Origin of the sequence: Hydrogenophaga sp. YM1, assembly GCF_016903055.1 — a bacterium.
Classification (GTDB): Bacteria; Pseudomonadota; Gammaproteobacteria; order Burkholderiales; family Burkholderiaceae_C; genus Hydrogenophaga; species Hydrogenophaga borbori.
The window spans coordinates 4,488,317-4,502,515 of record NZ_CP070223.1 but is presented as its reverse complement, the minus strand read 5'-3'; the positions used below and the strand labels follow the sequence as shown (position 1 = coordinate 4,502,515).

Below are 14,199 nucleotides of genomic sequence, written 5' to 3'. Positions count from 1 at the left end.
GCGCCGCCAAGCCCTCACACTGTGGCGATGAACCCCCCCCCCAAGACCCCCGCCGCGCCGGTCTCGCCGCCGGTGGACCCGCTGTTCCTCGCCACGCCGAAGGTCGGCACCTTCCTGGGCGAGCAATCGCTCACCAACGCCAGCGGCTTCTTCTTCGCGCGCGACGAACACCTCTTCCTCGCGACCAGCCGCCACGTCTTCATCGACGAGGGCAGCGAGCACCGGCCGGACCGCATCGAGATCACCCTGCACCTGGACCTTCAGGACCTCACGCGCTGCACCGGCTTTTCCATGCCGCTGTACGCCGACGGCACGGCGCTGTGGCGCCAGGGCCAGGACAGCGGCGGCGACATCGACGTGGCCGTGCTCGAAATCGATCGCGAGGCCCTGCCGAAGGAGTCGGTGCTGTTCGCCTTCACGCCCGCGCACATCGTTCGCGACTTTGACGCCGTGCCCGTGGACGCCACGCTGTTCATCGCGGGTTTTCCGCTGGGCTTTCACGACGAGGTGCACCAGCTCCCGGTGCTGCGCCGCGCCGCCATCGCCTCGCCCTTCGGCATCCGCTTCCAGGGGCAAGGCACCTTTCTCACCGACGGGCGCGCGCACCGTGGCATCAGTGGCGCACCGGTGGTCATGCGCGACCCCGTGCCCGCGACCGGTGTGCTGCCCTGGCGGCTGCTGGGCGTGCACTCCTCGCGCCTGGACATGGGCAACCGCGACCAGGCGCTCGACGAATCCCTGGGCCTGAACTGCGCCTGGTACGCGGACATCCTGCTCACGCTGACGGAGCCGCCCGCGGCGGGACAGAGCGGTCCCGCGTAGAGAACGACAGGGGGTATGCCCCCGTCGCGCTGTGCACACTGGCGGGCCGTTCACCACCCGCCGCTGCCGCCCATGCGCCTCCATCGACTCATCCTGATCGCCGCCCTCACCGTCTTGGGCGCCTGCTCATCCCCCTCGACGCGCCCATCCGCCCCGTCCACCGCGCCCGCCGCCGACGGCACCCAGAGCGCCACCTCGCGGGACGGCTCCTTCCAGGGCGAGGTCACCGGCAAGGCCCGGCCCGGCAGCCGCTTCGCCCGGCTCCAGATCGGCATGGGCATGGACGAGGTGCAGACCCTGATGGACCGTGCGCCCGACCGTTCGCATTCCTACGAATCGGGCAAGCGCTGGATTCCGTTCTATTTCGGCAACGACGCGCGCCGCCTGCAAGCGCTCTACAAAGGCGAGGGCTGCCTGATCTTCACCGGCGGCAACGTCTGGGGCAGCGCCGGTGGCGACCTCATCGCCATCCACCACGACGCCACGGGCGCCTGCTACCAGCCCTGAGGCGCCCCGCTCAGCGCGGCTGCTTGACGATGCGCAGGTAGGGCTTGAGCGCCTTCCAGCCATCGGGGAACAGGGTCTTGGCGTCCGCATCGCTCACCGAGCCCGCGATGATCACGTCCTGCCCCTGCGTCCAGTTCGCGGGGGTCGCCACCTTGTGCCTCGCGGTGAGCTGAATCGAATCGAGCGCGCGCAGGATCTCGTCGAAGTTGCGGCCCGTGGTCATGGGGTAGGTCATCATGAGCTTGATCTTCTTGTCGGGCCCGATGATGAAGACCGAGCGCACCGTGGCGTTGGTGGCGGCGGTGCGGCCTTCGGCGCTGCCGGGTTCTTCGGCCGGCAGCATGTTGTAGAGCTTGGCCACCTTCAGGTCGACGTCGCCGATCATGGGGTACTTGACCGTGGCGCCCTGCGTTTCCTCGATGTCGGTGACCCACTTGCCGTGGCTGTCCACCGGGTCCACCGACAGACCGATGAGCTTGGTGTTGCGCTTCGTGAACTCGGGTTCGATGCGGGCCATGTAGCCCAGCTCGGTGGTGCAGACGGGGGTGAAGTCCTTGGGGTGCGAGAAGAGGATGGCCCACTGGTCGCCGATCCAGCTGTGAAAGTCGATGACGCCTTGCGTGGTCTGGGCGCTGAAGTTCGGTGCGGTGTCGTTGATGCGTAGGGACATGCCGGGCTCCTGGGCGGGTGAAAAGCCGCTAGTGTGCGCAGTCCGAAAGACCGTGTCCATGAAGGAGTTACCTGCACCATGACCACCGTTCGCCCCTTGGCCGAGCCCGAAGCCGATCCGCGCGTGAAGGCCGTCTTCGACGACATCCGCGCCACGCGCAAGACCGACTTCGTCAACAACCTGTGGCGCGCCCTGGCCTTCGACCCCGCGCTGCTGGAGGGCACCTGGGCCGAGGTGAAGCGGCTGATGGCCACGCCCTCGCTACTGGACCCGCTGACCAAGGAACTGGTCTACATCGCGGTCTCCGTCGCCAATGGCTGCGGCTACTGCGTGCACTCGCACACGGCGGCGGCGCGCGCCAAGGGCATGACGCACGCCCAGCACGCGGAACTGATGGCCATCGTCGGCCTGGCCGCCAAGACCAACCACCTGGCCACGGCCCTGCAGGTCGAGGTCGACCCGGTGTTCGACGCTGGCCGCGCCTGAGGCGGCGGCGCGCCTCAGTACAGGCGCACGGCGACGTCGAAGTGCCAGCTGCGGCGGATCTCGATCACGTCGTACTGGCGGGCCATGGCCGGCGGGAAGGCGGTGTGCGCCATGCCGTGCACCAGGCGCGGAATGGCCTCGTCGATGGTGGCCACGCCGCTGGTGCGCACCAGCGTGACCGATTCGATCGTGCCGTCGCTGCGGATGGCGACCGTCACCACCGGGTCGGTGTAGCGCTGCCGGGCCGCCTCGCGCACCAGTTCCACCGGCATGTTCATCTCGATGCGCTTGGCCCAGGCCTCGGCGTAGAGGACCAGGTCGCGGTTGGGGTCGTAGCGCCCGAAGAGTCGGACGCGGCGCAGGCCGCTGGCGGACGGGTTGCGCTGTGCCTCGGCCTCGGCGGCCGCGCGGCGGTCGGCCTCTTCGTTGAGCTGGCGACCGATGGCGCGGCGTCTCTCCTCGCGGGCCTCGTCCTCGGCCTGCCGTTCGGCCTGCAGGCGCGCGGCCTCGGTCCTGGCGGCGGCCTCGCGCTCGCCTTGCAGTCGGGCGACTTCTGCCTGGGCGGTGGCTTGTGCCTCCGCTGCGGCCGCCGCCGCGGCGCGAGCAGCCGCCTGGCCTTCGGCCTCTAGCCTTGCCGCCTCTGCCTGAGCCTGAGCCTGAGCCTGAGCTTGAGCTTGAGCTTGAGCTTGAGCTTGAGCTTGAGCTTGAGCTTGAGCTTGAGCTTGAGCTTGAGCTTGAGCTTGAGCTTGAGCTTGAGCTGCGGCCTGTTGCGCGGCCGCCAGTTCGTTGGCCCGGCGCTCGGCCGCGGGTTGAGCGGCTTCGGCCTCGGCTGCTCGCTGCGCTTCCTGCCTCGCAGCCGCGTCGCGCTGAGCGGCCTGTCGTGCGGCCTCGGCCGCCTGCTGTTCGGCCTCACGCGCCGCCTGCTGTTCCGCCGCGAGGCGTTCGGCCTCGGCCCGCTCGGCCGCCTGCCGAGCGGCTTCGCGCTGTGCGGCGGCTTGTTGCTCCGCTTCCAGCCGTTGCGCCGCTTGCTCGGCCTGGCGCTGTGCTTCCAAGCGCTCGCGGGCCAGCTGTTCGTTGGCCAGCCGTTCGGCTTCTGCCCGTGCAGCCTCCGCCCGCGCGGCTTGCTGGCGGGCGCTCTCTTGGCGGGCCGCTTCCTGGCGAGCGATTTCCTGCCTAGCCGTCTCCTCCCGAGCGGTGGCCTCGCGTTCGGCCTGCTGCGCCTGTTCGGCCGCCCGCTGCGCGGCCTCCCGGCGGAGCGCTTCCTGTCGCTCGACTTCCTGTTGCTGCTGCTGTTGCTGAGCGTCCCGCGCGGTGGCCTGCCGCGCCGCTTCCACGCGCTCGGCCTCGGCGCGGGCGCTCGCCTGCCGCAGGGCGTCCTGACGTTCGACTTCCAGGCGCTCCATCTCGGCGCGCTGCGCCGCCACCTGTTCGGCCGCTTCGCGGGCCGCGGTGGCTTCGCGTGCCGCCAGCTCGCTCTCGGCCTGCTGGCGCGCGGCGGCTTGCCGGGCCGCCTCCTGTTGGTCGGCCGCGACCCGCGCCGCGTCCTGTCGGGCGGCCGCCTCGTGTTCGGCGGTTTGCCGGGCGGTGTCGGCCTGTTCGGCCGCCGCCCTGGCCGCCACTTCCCTGGCCGCCGCCTCGCGCGCTGCGGCCTGCTGGGCCGCCAGTTCGCGTGCCCTGGCCTGCCGGGCCGCCTCGCGTTGGGCCGCCGCCGCCTGGGCCGCGGCCCGGCGCTCGGCCGCTCGCCGCTCGGCCAACTGGCGCGCCGCTTCCGCGCGCTGGGCTTCCCGGCGCGCGGCCTCCTGCCGCAAGGCTTCCTGTCGCTGGGCCTCCTGCCGTCGGGCCTGCAGCGCGGCGTGGTCGAGCACCGTCAAGGCCCCGGCGCTCGGGGGCGCCGGCGGGGTGGGGCGAGGCGCAGACACGCTGGCGGGCGGCGCCGCTTCGGCGGCGGGCGCTGGTGGCGGTGACAGGCGCGCTCGCAGTTCCGGCACCTCGGTACGCCGCTCCTTCCACGGCAGCTCCAGCCCCGGCAGGTCCAGACCGTCGCCGAAGGTCAGGCTCAGGACCAGCGCGTGCACCAGCAGCGAGACCGACCACGCGAAGGTTTGCCGGCGCGGCTCGGACACCAGCCAGCCGCGCGGCCGCCAGCGGTAGGCCAGCACCGCCGCCAGCGGTGGCAGCGGCCGTCGCACGGGCGCCTCGTTGTCCTTCGCGGTCTGCATGGGGCGCATTGTCTCGTCCAAACCGGCGCGCTCGCGGGGCGATGGTCGCGACAGGCCGTGCAACGCTCGTTTTTTTCAGGACCGCTGTCGATTCCAGGGTCCCATGGCCGTCGTCATGTTCAGTGGTGGCCGGGCGCGCGGGCCGCCACGGCGTTTTGTCCACGCCCGCGCGAAGGAAGACCTCCATGGCCTCGAACGACAAACCCCAGGGCCCCGCGTCCTACTTTCCTTCCATCGAGAAAAAGTACGGTCAGCCCATTGAGCATTGGATGGGCGTGCTGCGCCAGGCCGGCCCGCTCAAGCACATGGCGCTGGTGGCGCTGTTGAAGGCCGACCACGGACGGGCCATGGACACGCCAATGCGCTGGTGGCGTGGTTTCTGGCCAAGCGCGGGTAAGCGAGCGCTTACGGCCGCCCGCCAGCCCGCCCCGGGTTCATCCGCTGCCAAGCAGTGCGGCGCCCTTCGCCTGGTATCGCGCATGCTCTTCTGCCGGCACGAGTGAGCCCCCCGTTGCCCAGATGACGTGGGTGGCATTCGGGTCATCGGGTCGCAGGCCGTGGGCGTCCAGGTAGGCGCGACCAGCCTCGGACTGCGCGAGGAACAAGGGGCCGCGCGCTGCCGCGATGGCCGACGGTTCAAGCAGCACACCTTCCGTGCGCTGGAGGCGGCACACGTCGCGCAGCAGGTCGTCGTCGCGCACCGTGAACACACCGCCGAGCCGGCGCTTCATCATCGGCGCCACCAGGTGCGAGGCCTGCGCCACGGCCAGGCCATCGGCATCGGTCCTGTTGTCCAGACCGATGTCGTAGACCGAGAGCGGGCCCTGGCCACTGGCGCTCAGTTGCACCAGCATGCAGGGCGCGGCCACCGGCTCCGCGAAGAAGGTGTGTACCGCGTCGCCGAACAAGGCTTTGAGACCGTAGGTGATGCCGCCAGGTGAACCGCCCACGCCGCAGGGCAGGTGCACGAACAGCGGTCGCTCGCGACGGGGCGTGCGGCCGATCGCGTCGAGCTGTCGCGCGAGTTCCTGTGCGGCGACCGCATATCCCAGGAAGAGGTCGGCCGAGCGCTCGTCGTCCACGAAGTGCACGCTCGGGTCCGTGGCGGCGCGCTGACGGCCGCCCTCCAGTGCATCGGCGAAGTCGCCCGCGTGTTCGACGACGCGGATGCCCCGGTCGCGCAGGCGCCGCTTCTTCCATTCCTTGGCGTCGGCGGACATGTGCACTTCGGCCTGAAAGCCCAGGCCGGCGGCGATGAGTCCGATGCCCAGGCCCAGGTTGCCCGTGCTGCCCACCGAGATGGTGTGCCGTGAGAAGAAGGCGCGCGCCGCGGGCTGTTGCAGCACGATCGGGTCTTGCCCCGGCTGCAGCAGGCCGTGTGCGGTTGCCAGGCGTTCAGCGTGCGCCAGCACCTCGTGAAAGCCCCCTCGCGCCTTGACCGAGCCCGCCACCGGTAGCGCGTGATCGCCTTTGAGGAACCAGGTGCCTTGCCCCCCGAGCAGAGCGGAAAAGCGCGGCAGCGGCAGCAACTCGGACTCCACGCGGCCCTCGAGCGGCTCCAGCGCCGGGAACAGCGCGCGCATGAGGCCGCGAAAGCGTTTGAAGCGTGAGGCCGCGGATGCCATGTCGAAGCCGGCGTCCAGCGCGTCGACACCGGCGGCCATGGACTCGGCATGGGGGTTCACCCACAGCAGCGGCTCGCGCTCACGCAGCCGGGTCAGAAGGGTTGGATCGATGCGGGCGGCGGCATCGGAGAGGTGTTCAGCGGAGGCGGCCATCAGCGGGCGAAGTCGGGTGCGTCGCGGTGGAGCTTGCGCACGAAGGCGGCCCACATGAAGCGTTTTTGTTCGTGGCGGTCTTCGAACAGCGCTCGGCCTTCCTCGGCCACCTCGTCGCGCATGGGAATGTGAGGGCGTGCGCCGGCCAATACCTGCACCTGAATGCGGCAGGCCTTCTCGAGGTAGTACATGTAGAAGAAGGCGTCGGCCACGGTGGGGCCGCAGGTCATCATGCCGTGCGACTCCATGATCAGCGCGGGATGGTCGGCGATGCAGGCCACCAGCCGGTCCTTCTCGTGCTCGGGAAAGTGGATGGTGTCGTACGAGTAGCGGCCGATGCGCTTGTAGAAGTGCAGCGACATCTGGTTGAGCGGCAGCAGGCCCTCGGGCATGGAGGCCACCGTCATGCCGGCCAGGGAATGCGTGTGGATCACGCAGTGCGCATTGGGGCTGCGCGTGTGCACGGCGCTGTGGATGTCGAAGCCCGCGGGGTTCACCGGCCAGGGAGAGTCGCAGATCTTGTGGCCATTGACGTCGATCTTGACGAGCGACGTGGCGGTGACCTCCTCGAACATCATGCCGTAGGGGTTGATGAGGAAGGTGGGCACATCGGTGTCGGGGATGCGCACCGAGATGTGCGTGAAGATGGCATCGTCCATGTTGAGCGTGGCGATGAGGCGGTAGGCCGCCGCCAGATCGACGCGCGTTTGCCATTCGCCGGCGGAGTAGCGCGCCGGGTCCGGGTTCGGGATGTCGGGCATGCGCTCCGCCATGGCATTGCTTTTTTCCTCGACATGGACGGGTTTGGTGGATGGGTGGGAACGGGTGGGAAGCACGGTGTCTCCAGGGGACTACTTGAGCAGGCCGGGGATGGCCAGGGACAGGGCCGGCACGTAGGTGATGACACCGAGTGCGAGCAAAGAGGCGGCGATGAAGGGCAGGATTTCTTTCACCGAACTCTCGAAGGACACACCGGCGACGCGGCTGGTGACGAACAGCGACAGGCCCACGGGCGGCGTGATGGAGCCGATCATGAGGTTGACGTTGACGATCACGCCGAAGTGCACCGGGTCGATGCCGTACTGCTGCACGACCGGCATCAGGATGGGCACGAAGATCACCATCGCGGCGAAGTTGTCGAGGACCATGCCCACGAGCAGGAGCAGCACGTTGATGATGATCAGCAACATCAGCGGATCGGAGGTCAAGCTCAGCATCGCCGAGGCCACGCCCGCGGGGATCTGCTCGGCCACGATGACCCAGGCCAATAGGCTGGCCGATCCGATCATCAGCAGGATCTCGCCCATGCCTTTGGCCACGTCCCAGGAAAGGTGCAACAGCTGGTCGACGCGGATGCGACGCATGAGCACGGCCAGGGCCAGCGCGTAGGCCAGGGCCACCGCGGCGCCTTCGATGGGCGTGAAGACGCCGCCGCGGATGCCGCCCACGATGATGATCGGCAGGATCAGCACCGGAATCGCCCGCCGGAGCGCGATGCCGGTCTTCAGGGCCGGCGCGGCGTCGTGGGCGGGGATGCGCCCGCGTCGCGACAGCATGTTGACCGTGAACATCTGGAAGGCGACGATCACCACGCCCGGCAAGATGCCCGCCATGAAGAGGTCGATCACCGACACGTCGGCCAGCACCGAGAACAGGATGAAGGTGATGCTGGGCGGAATGATGGGCGCCACGATGGAGCCGGCCGCGGTGAGCGCCGCCACGAAGGATGCGCGGTAGCCTTGCTCGACCATCTTGGGCTTCATCAGCGCCGTCAGGGCGGAGGCGTCCGCCAGGGCCGAACCCGAGATGCCCGCCATCATCATGTTGGTGCCCAGGTTGGCCATGGCCAGACCCGCGCGCAGGCGGCGCAACAGCACGTGCGCCAGATCGAGCAGGCGCGCCGTCAGGCCGGAGGTGTTCATGACCTCACCGGCCAGCATGAACATGGGCACGGCCAACAACAGGAACGAGTCCATGTTGTTGAACATGCGCTGCACGATCAGGTTGGTGGGGAATCCCTGCACCCAGATGTAGCTCGCCGAGGCGAGCCCGATGGTGGCCCAGATGGGGGCGCCCACCAGCAGCAGCACGCCGCCGACCAGCAGCAGGAGCGCCATGGCTTCATTCATCGCGACCTCGCCAGATGTGCAGGAGACGCAGCAGGGCACCGCCGATGACGATGAGCCCGGCGATTGGAAACACCGCATACACCCAGTTCAGCGGGATTTCGGCCGCGGACGATCTGGGCGAAAACTCTGCGAGGAAAGACACCCGCGCCCCGTTGGTCACGAGGAGCAGCGCGAAGCCGATGGCCGCCAGCGAGGCCAGCGTGCGGCTGGCCTTGCGCAGCCAGGGGCGTTGGCTGTCCTTGATGGCGGAGAAGGCGATGTAGCGGTCTTGCGCCGCCAGCGTCGCCGCACCCAGCAGGCCTGCCCAGATCATCAGGAAGGTGGAAACCTCTTCACCCCATGCGAGCGAACTGCCCAGCACGTAGCGGAAGAACACCTGAGCGATCAGAAGGCCGGCCACCACCAGGGTGGCGATGCCGACGGTGCCGCGATAGAGACTGGCCAGACGAGCCATGGCTCAGTGCCTTCAGCGAGCGGCGTTGACGGCGGACTGCCAGGCCTGCAGTGCGGGGGCGCCCACGCGGCGTTCCACGTCCTTGATCACAGGCGGTTGCGAGGCCTTGGCCAGTTCGGCCATATTGGCGGCCGGCATGTCCATGACTTTCACGCCGAAGCCCGGCAGATCCTTGGTTTCTGCCTTGGTGACGTCTTCGTCGACGTACTGGCGCTCCTGCGGCGTGAGCGAACTCAGCGAGTGGAATACCAGGGTTCGCAGATCGGCGGGCAGCTTGTCGAAAAATGCCTTGGAGCCCAGCACCAGGATCGGGTCGTAGATGTGCTTGGTGAGCGTGAGGAACTTGAGCTGCTCGTGCACCGGGGTCTGCGAGAAGATGTAGCTGGGGTTCTCGACGCCGTCGATGATTCCTTGCTGCAGCGAGGTGTAGACCTGGGCCCAGCCGATGGGCGTGGGGTTGGCGCCCACGGCCTTCCAGGCCGTGATGTGCAGCGGCGCTTCCATGGTGCGCAGCTTCAGGCCCTGCATGTCGGCGGCCTTCATGGCCGGGGCCTTCACCGTGGCCAGGTTGCGAAAGCCCTGTTCCCAGGCCGCGAGGCCCACCAGACCCACCTTGCCAAGGTTGGCGAACAGCATCTTCTCTCCGCCGTTGTCCAGGAACTTGCGCGCGTGCGCCGAGCTGTCGAACTGGAACGGGATGTCGAGCAGGGCAAAAGTCGGGTCGAAGGCGGCCGCAATCCCGTTGGGCGTCAGGGTGATTTCGATCGACCCGGCCTGCAGACCTTCGACGCCTTCGCGCTGGCCGGCGAGCTGACTGGAATGAAAGATGCGTACCTCGATCTGCCCTTTCGAGTCGGCCTCCACCTTCTCCTTGAACTTGAGCATGGCCTTGTGGCCCGGGTGGTTCACGGTGACCGCGTGCGAGACCTTGATCACGTGCTTCGCCGCCCAGACGGGGCCGGCCAGGCACAGTGCGCAGGCGACGGCCGCCACTTTCAAGGCATCGCGCCTCAGACCGGGAAAAGTTCTCATGGGTACCTCTGTGGTGGTGTGGGGAGGGGTGGAATGCGGCGCCATCGTATGTGTCACCAATGTTAACTGTCAACTGTTGCATGTTAACTGTCGACAAGAGGTCGTTCTCTTGGGCATAATCCGCCCGCGCGGTGGCCATGAAAAGGCCGCGCCAAAGGAGAAACCGTGAGCTTTGAAATGGACGCAAGCCCCCTGTCCGACCTGGCCCCCGTGAGCCGCGACAGCCTGCAGCATCAAGCGAAGCAGGCCATCGTGCGGTCCATCCTCAACGGCCTGTTCATGCCGGGGGAGCGTGTGGTGGAGACCAAGGTGGCCGAGGGACTGAACCTGAGCCGCAGCACGGTGCGCGCGGCCCTGCAGACCTTGATCCAGGAAGGACTCCTGGAACAGGAGAGCTTTCGCGGCACCATCGTGATGCCGGTGACGGTGCGCGGGGCCGAGGAGCTGGAAACCATCCGCGAGTCACTCGAGCAGCTCGCCGTGCGGCAGGCGATCGTGCACGCCTCCGATGCAGAAGTCGCCGAGTTGCGAGCGCGGTACGAGCGCGCCCTGGCCGCCGCCGCCAACCAGGACGTCGGCCTGGCGTACCACCTGGACCTCGCCATGCACCAGCAGATCGTGGCCATGGCGCACCACAGCCTGCTGTCGCGGCACTTCGCGCTGATCGAACACAAGATGCTGCTGTACATGGCGCACGCCGGCGGGCCGCATCTGTCGGCCGAGGGCTTTCGCCGCCAGCACGAGGACGTGATGGAGGGCATCGCCAGCCGCGATGAGGCCCGTGCGCTCAGGGGGCTGGACCGGCATTTCGTCGAGGCCACCAGCTTCCTGGTGGGCATGTTCACCAACAAGGAGACGACACATGGTTGAGGCCTCGACGGTGCCCGATCTGGTGATTCGCCAGGCGACGGTGATCGATGGCACCGGCGCCCCCGCACGCGTCGCCGACGTCGCCGTGTGCGGCGACCGCATCGTGCAGGTGGCGGACCGCATCGAGGCACGCGCAGCGGTGGAGATCGACGCCAAGGGCCAGGTGCTTGCCCCGGGTTTCATCGACGTGCACACGCACGACGATCGCGTGGTGATCGACGACCCGATCCACCTGTGCAAGATCAGCCAAGGCGTGACCACGGTGGTCACCGGCAATTGCGGGGTGAGCCTGGCCCCCTTGTCGCTGGAGCAGCGGCCGCCGCCGCCGCTGGACCTGCTCAGCGGCGATCCGCGCGCCTTCTTCGCGCGTTTTGCCGACTACCTGGCCTACCTGTCGGCCGAACCCGCGGCGGTGAACGTCGCGGCCCAGGTGGGGCACTCGACCTTGCGTGTGGCCACCATGAGCGATCTGCGCCGCCCGGCCACGCCGGACGAAATCTCCGCCATGCGCCGCCTGCTCGACGCCAGCCTGGATGCGGGCGCGATCGGCCTGTCGACCGGCCTGTTCTACCGGACGGCCGATGCATCCAGCACGGAAGAGGTGATCGCGATCACCGAAGCCATGCGGGGTCGGCCGCGCGCGCTCTACACCACCCACATGCGCAACGAAGCGGACCACATCGACGAGTCGCTGCGAGAGACCTTCCGCATCGGCCGCGAGACGGGCGTTCCGGTGGTCGTGTCGCACCACAAATGCTGCGGCACGCGCAACTTTGGCCGCGCGCCAGAAACGCTGGCGCTCATCGACGAGGCGAACGCCCGGCACCCCACGGGGCTGGACGTGTACCCCTACGACGCCGCGTCGAGCGTGCTCGACGTCGAGAAATTTTCCGACGCGAGCCGCATCCGTATCAGCTGGTCACAGGCCGAGCCCACGGCGGCGGGACGTGACCTCGCCGAACTCGCGGCGGAGCGCGGCCTGAGCATGAAGGCCATGGCCGACCGTCTTCAACCCGCGGGGGGCATCTACTTCATGATGGACGAGGCCGACGTGCAGGCCATCCTCAAGCACCCGCGCAGCATGATCGGCTCGGATGGCTTGCCGAGCGACACCCACCCGCATCCGCGCCTGTGGGGGACCTTCCCCCGCGTGCTGGGGCACTACTCGCGCGACCTGAAACTGTTCCCGCTGGAGACCGCCGTGCACAAGATGACGGGCATGTCCGCCCGGCATTTCGGGCTGGTGGACCGTGGCGAGATCCGCGAAGGAGCGTTTGCCGACATGGTTCTGTTCAGCGCCGACGACATCATCGACACCGCCAGCTTCGATGCGCCGGCGACCCCGGCGCGTGGCATCCGGTCGGTGTTCGTCAACGGGCGCAAGGTGTACGCGGACGGTCAGGCCACCGGGGCGCGCCCTGGCCAGGTGCTGCGAAGACCCGACTGAGGCCGCGCCACCCACCGCGTTCCGGCCGCGGGCCGGACGCTTACAGCTTCTCCGTTTCCCCGGCCTTGGGCTGCCACTTCATCAACCGCTTCTCGATGCGCCCCACCATCGCGTCCAGCACCAGCGCGAAGGCGGTGAGCACCAGGATGCCCGCCATCACCGTGTTGATGTCGAACTGGCCCTCGGCCTGCAGGATGAGGTAGCCCACGCCCTGCGAGGAGCCCAGGTACTCGCCCACCACCGCGCCCACGAAGGCCAGGCCCACGCTGGTGTGCAGGGAACTGAACACCCAGCTCGTGGCACTGGGCAGGTAGACGTGGCGCAGCAGCTGCTTCTGGCTGGCGCCCAGCATGCGCGCGTTGGCCAGCACCACCGGGCTCACCTCCTTCACGCCCTGGTAGACGTTGAAGAAGACGATGAAGAACACCAGCGTGACGCCCAGCGCCACCTTGGAGCCCATGCCCAGGCCGAACCAGACCGCGAAGATGGGCGCCAGGATGATGCGCGGCATGGAATTGAGCGCCTTGATGTAGGGCTCCAGGATGGCCGAGGCCATGGGCGACAGCGCCAGCCACAGCCCGCCCGCCAGCCCCGTGACGGCGCCGATGCCGAAGGCCATCAGCGTCTCGGCCAGCGTGATCCACAGGTGCACGTAGATGTCGGCGTCGCCGACGAACCAGGCCCAGATGCGGGCGAATATCTTCAGCGGCTCGCCGAAGAAGAACGCGGCCTGGCGGTCGTTGTCGAACATGAAGGTCGGCACCAGGCCGGGCGTGGTCATCACGTGCCAGAACACGAAGATGAGCACCAGCAGCGCCAGCTGCCACAGGGTGAGGTTGCCCGGACGGGGCTTGATGAACTTCCACATGCGATGACGGGGCGGTGAAGGGCCGCGCTCAGGCGGCCTTGCGCAGTTGTTGCTGGTAGCCCTTGAGCACCTCGTCGCGCAGCACGGCCCAGATGGCGGCGTGCAGTTCGAGGAAGCGCGGCGTGGTCTTGACCTCGGCCACGTCGCGCGGGCGCGGCATGTCGATGGTGAAGTCGCCGATGGGGCGGCTGGCGGGGCCGGCCGACATCACCACCACGCGGTCGCTCATGGCGATGGCTTCGTCCAGGTCGTGCGTGATGAAAAGCACCGCCTTGCGGGCATGGCCCCCTGGCGCTTCGCGCTGCTCCCCCGAGGGGGCGCGCGCCGAGCTGGGTGCGGCCCGGCGCTCGTCGCCCGACCACAGCTGCAGGACCTCGTTCTCCATCAGCTGGCGCGTCTGGATGTCCAGGGCCGAGAAGGGCTCGTCCATGAGGATGATGTCGGGGTCGAGCACCAGGGTCTGCGCCAGGCTGGCGCGCTTGCGCATGCCGCCGCTCATCTGGTGCGGGTAGCGGTCGCCGAAGCCGCCCAGGCCGACGCGGCGCAGCCAGCCGTCGGCTTGTTCGCGCGCCTGGGCGGCGCCCACGCCGCGGAACTGCAGGCCGGCCATCACGTTCTCGAGCGCGGTGCGCCAGGGCATCAGGCTTTCGGCCTGGAACATGTAGCCCGCGCGCGAATTGATGCCCTTGAGCGGCTCGCCGAAGATGCGCGCGCTGCCCCTGCTCGGCTCCAGCAGGCCGGCCGCGACGTTGAGCAGCGTGCTCTTGCCGCAGCCGGTGGGGCCCACCACGCTCACGAACTCGCCCGCACCGACCCGCAGGTCCACCTGGTCGACGGCGGTGTAGCGCTGGCCCGGGGCGTCTTTGCTGATGAAGGTGCAGGCGACGCCCTGCAGTTCGATCGCTGGTGCCGACATC

General features: G+C 68.7%; 14 protein-coding genes and 1 pseudogene. 6 read left to right on the top strand and 9 right to left on the bottom strand.

Annotation, left to right across the window (positions count from 1 at the left end; translation table 11 throughout):
• The first annotated feature begins 27 nt into the window (after positions 1–27).
• The gene (locus tag JNX00_RS21210) at positions 28–822 is read left to right on the top strand and encodes a trypsin-like peptidase domain-containing protein (RefSeq protein WP_204743615.1); all 795 of its coding nucleotides are present in this window, start codon (positions 28–30) and stop codon (positions 820–822) included.
• A gap of 72 nt (positions 823–894) precedes the next feature.
• Positions 895–1,329 (top strand): hypothetical protein, encoded by a 435-nt coding sequence (locus JNX00_RS21205; protein ID WP_070400863.1) that lies wholly within the window; start codon positions 895–897, stop codon positions 1,327–1,329.
• 10 nt (positions 1,330–1,339) lie between these two features.
• Here the strand turns inward: JNX00_RS21205 and JNX00_RS21200 are convergent, their stop codons facing one another.
• Positions 1,340–1,999: a peroxiredoxin gene (locus tag JNX00_RS21200; RefSeq protein ID WP_070400862.1), complete on the bottom strand. Its 660-nt coding sequence runs from the start codon at positions 1,997–1,999 to the stop codon at positions 1,340–1,342.
• 78 nt (positions 2,000–2,077) lie between these two features.
• On the opposite strand from JNX00_RS21200, the gene JNX00_RS21195 reads away from it, so the two are divergent.
• On the top strand, positions 2,078–2,485 hold the full coding sequence (locus JNX00_RS21195) for a carboxymuconolactone decarboxylase family protein (RefSeq protein ID WP_204743614.1): 408 nt from the start codon (positions 2,078–2,080) through the stop codon (positions 2,483–2,485).
• 14 nt (positions 2,486–2,499) lie between these two features.
• On the opposite strand, the gene JNX00_RS21190 is transcribed toward JNX00_RS21195, so the two are convergent.
• Complete coding sequence (locus JNX00_RS21190; RefSeq protein WP_204743613.1) at positions 2,500–4,704, bottom strand: TonB C-terminal domain-containing protein; 2,205 nt, start codon at positions 4,702–4,704, stop codon at positions 2,500–2,502.
• A gap of 185 nt (positions 4,705–4,889) precedes the next feature.
• Between JNX00_RS21190 and JNX00_RS21185 the strand changes: the two are divergent.
• Positions 4,890–5,101: pseudogene (locus JNX00_RS21185) on the top strand (DUF4287 domain-containing protein).
• Positions 5,102–5,138: 37 nt separating this feature from the next.
• On the opposite strand, the gene JNX00_RS21180 reads toward JNX00_RS21185, so the two are convergent.
• The 5 genes from JNX00_RS21180 to JNX00_RS21160 form a co-directional block, all read right to left on the bottom strand.
• On the bottom strand, positions 5,139–6,482 hold the full coding sequence (locus tag JNX00_RS21180; RefSeq protein ID WP_204743612.1) for a D-serine ammonia-lyase: 1,344 nt from the start codon (positions 6,480–6,482) through the stop codon (positions 5,139–5,141).
• The gene (locus JNX00_RS21175; protein WP_204743611.1) at positions 6,482–7,243 is read right to left on the bottom strand and encodes a class II aldolase/adducin family protein; all 762 of its coding nucleotides are present in this window, start codon (positions 7,241–7,243) and stop codon (positions 6,482–6,484) included. The genes JNX00_RS21180 and JNX00_RS21175 overlap by 1 nt, the downstream gene beginning before the upstream one ends.
• Positions 7,244–7,333: 90 nt before the next feature.
• Positions 7,334–8,611 carry a TRAP transporter large permease gene (locus tag JNX00_RS21170; RefSeq protein WP_204743610.1) on the bottom strand — a complete coding sequence of 426 codons (1,278 nt, stop codon included), beginning with the start codon at positions 8,609–8,611 and terminating at the stop codon, positions 7,334–7,336.
• Positions 8,604–9,065, bottom strand: coding sequence for a TRAP transporter small permease (locus JNX00_RS21165; RefSeq protein ID WP_070400855.1), 462 nt, complete (start codon positions 9,063–9,065; stop codon positions 8,604–8,606). The genes JNX00_RS21170 and JNX00_RS21165 overlap by 8 nt, the downstream gene beginning before the upstream one ends.
• 12 nt (positions 9,066–9,077) lie before the next feature.
• Positions 9,078–10,097, bottom strand: a complete 1,020-nt coding sequence (locus JNX00_RS21160; protein ID WP_204743609.1) for a TRAP transporter substrate-binding protein — start codon at positions 10,095–10,097, stop codon at positions 9,078–9,080.
• Between the two features lie 177 nt (positions 10,098–10,274).
• Here JNX00_RS21160 and JNX00_RS21155 point away from each other — a divergent pair, with 177 nt between their 5' ends.
• Together JNX00_RS21155 and JNX00_RS21150 are read left to right on the top strand one after the other, a co-directional pair.
• Positions 10,275–10,967 carry a GntR family transcriptional regulator gene (locus JNX00_RS21155; protein ID WP_070400853.1) on the top strand — a complete coding sequence of 231 codons (693 nt, stop codon included), beginning with the start codon at positions 10,275–10,277 and terminating at the stop codon, positions 10,965–10,967.
• A complete protein-coding gene (locus tag JNX00_RS21150) occupies positions 10,960–12,414 on the top strand; it encodes a D-aminoacylase (RefSeq protein WP_204743608.1) in 1,455 nt (484 codons plus the stop codon). Before JNX00_RS21155 ends, JNX00_RS21150 begins: the two co-directional genes overlap by 8 nt.
• 40 nt (positions 12,415–12,454) lie before the next feature.
• Here the strand turns inward: JNX00_RS21150 and JNX00_RS21145 are convergent, their stop codons facing one another.
• A complete protein-coding gene (locus JNX00_RS21145; protein WP_070400851.1) occupies positions 12,455–13,282 on the bottom strand; it encodes an ABC transporter permease in 828 nt (275 codons plus the stop codon).
• A gap of 28 nt (positions 13,283–13,310) precedes the next feature.
• Complete coding sequence (locus JNX00_RS21140) at positions 13,311–14,198, bottom strand: ABC transporter ATP-binding protein (RefSeq protein ID WP_204743607.1); 888 nt, start codon at positions 14,196–14,198, stop codon at positions 13,311–13,313.
• Between the last annotated feature and the right edge of the window lies 1 nt (position 14,199).

Bases quoted from the DNA above. Each gene is read 5' to 3' on its own strand.
- JNX00_RS21165 (WP_070400855.1), bottom strand. From the start codon at position 9,065: ATGGCTCGTCTGGCCAGTCTCTATCGCGGCACCGTCGGCATCGCCACC.
- JNX00_RS21195 (WP_204743614.1), top strand. From the start codon at position 2,078: ATGACCACCGTTCGCCCCTTGGCCGAGCCCGAAGCCGATCCGCGCGTG.
- JNX00_RS21190 (WP_204743613.1), bottom strand. From the start codon at position 4,704: ATGCAGACCGCGAAGGACAACGAGGCGCCCGTGCGACGGCCGCTGCCA.
- JNX00_RS21170 (WP_204743610.1), bottom strand. From the start codon at position 8,611: ATGAATGAAGCCATGGCGCTCCTGCTGCTGGTCGGCGGCGTGCTGCTG.
- JNX00_RS21175 (WP_204743611.1), bottom strand. From the start codon at position 7,243: ATGCCCGACATCCCGAACCCGGACCCGGCGCGCTACTCCGCCGGCGAA.
- JNX00_RS21205 (WP_070400863.1), top strand. From the start codon at position 895: ATGCGCCTCCATCGACTCATCCTGATCGCCGCCCTCACCGTCTTGGGC.
- JNX00_RS21145 (WP_070400851.1), bottom strand. From the start codon at position 13,282: ATGTGGAAGTTCATCAAGCCCCGTCCGGGCAACCTCACCCTGTGGCAG.
- JNX00_RS21180 (WP_204743612.1), bottom strand. From the start codon at position 6,482: ATGGCCGCCTCCGCTGAACACCTCTCCGATGCCGCCGCCCGCATCGAT.
- JNX00_RS21160 (WP_204743609.1), bottom strand. From the start codon at position 10,097: ATGAGAACTTTTCCCGGTCTGAGGCGCGATGCCTTGAAAGTGGCGGCC.
- JNX00_RS21155 (WP_070400853.1), top strand. From the start codon at position 10,275: ATGGACGCAAGCCCCCTGTCCGACCTGGCCCCCGTGAGCCGCGACAGC.
- JNX00_RS21200 (WP_070400862.1), bottom strand. From the start codon at position 1,999: ATGTCCCTACGCATCAACGACACCGCACCGAACTTCAGCGCCCAGACC.
- JNX00_RS21140 (WP_204743607.1), bottom strand. From the start codon at position 14,198: ATGTCGGCACCAGCGATCGAACTGCAGGGCGTCGCCTGCACCTTCATC.
- JNX00_RS21150 (WP_204743608.1), top strand. From the start codon at position 10,960: ATGGTTGAGGCCTCGACGGTGCCCGATCTGGTGATTCGCCAGGCGACG.
- JNX00_RS21210 (WP_204743615.1), top strand. From the start codon at position 28: ATGAACCCCCCCCCCAAGACCCCCGCCGCGCCGGTCTCGCCGCCGGTG.